Genomic DNA, 226 nt, shown 5'->3' on the forward strand with positions numbered 1-226 from the left:
TCACTTGAAGCATCTATCTGTAGGTTGTCGACCAGAAACTCCGACATCCATTCATCTGAACGTATTTGCCCAGCGGGTGGCGCGGTATATCGACCCGGATAATCAAACAGCTGTAAATCGGTATCAAGGTGACCAGAGCTTTCTGTGACTTGCGGTATGTTAGGAGTAAGGTAGTTATAATCACTGTGGCTAACATGACCAGTTCTGACTCTGTTTATCTGCTCTA

Annotated in this window: 1 pseudogene; it reads right to left on the reverse strand. The window is 45.6% G+C overall.

The features are described 5' to 3' along the window. A pseudogene (locus KP803_RS21855) lies at positions 1-226 on the reverse strand (type VI secretion system tip protein VgrG); the annotation flags it as partial.

The sequence above is a fragment of the Vibrio amylolyticus genome (assembly GCF_023145695.1).
GTDB lineage: Bacteria > Pseudomonadota > Gammaproteobacteria > Enterobacterales > Vibrionaceae > Vibrio > Vibrio amylolyticus.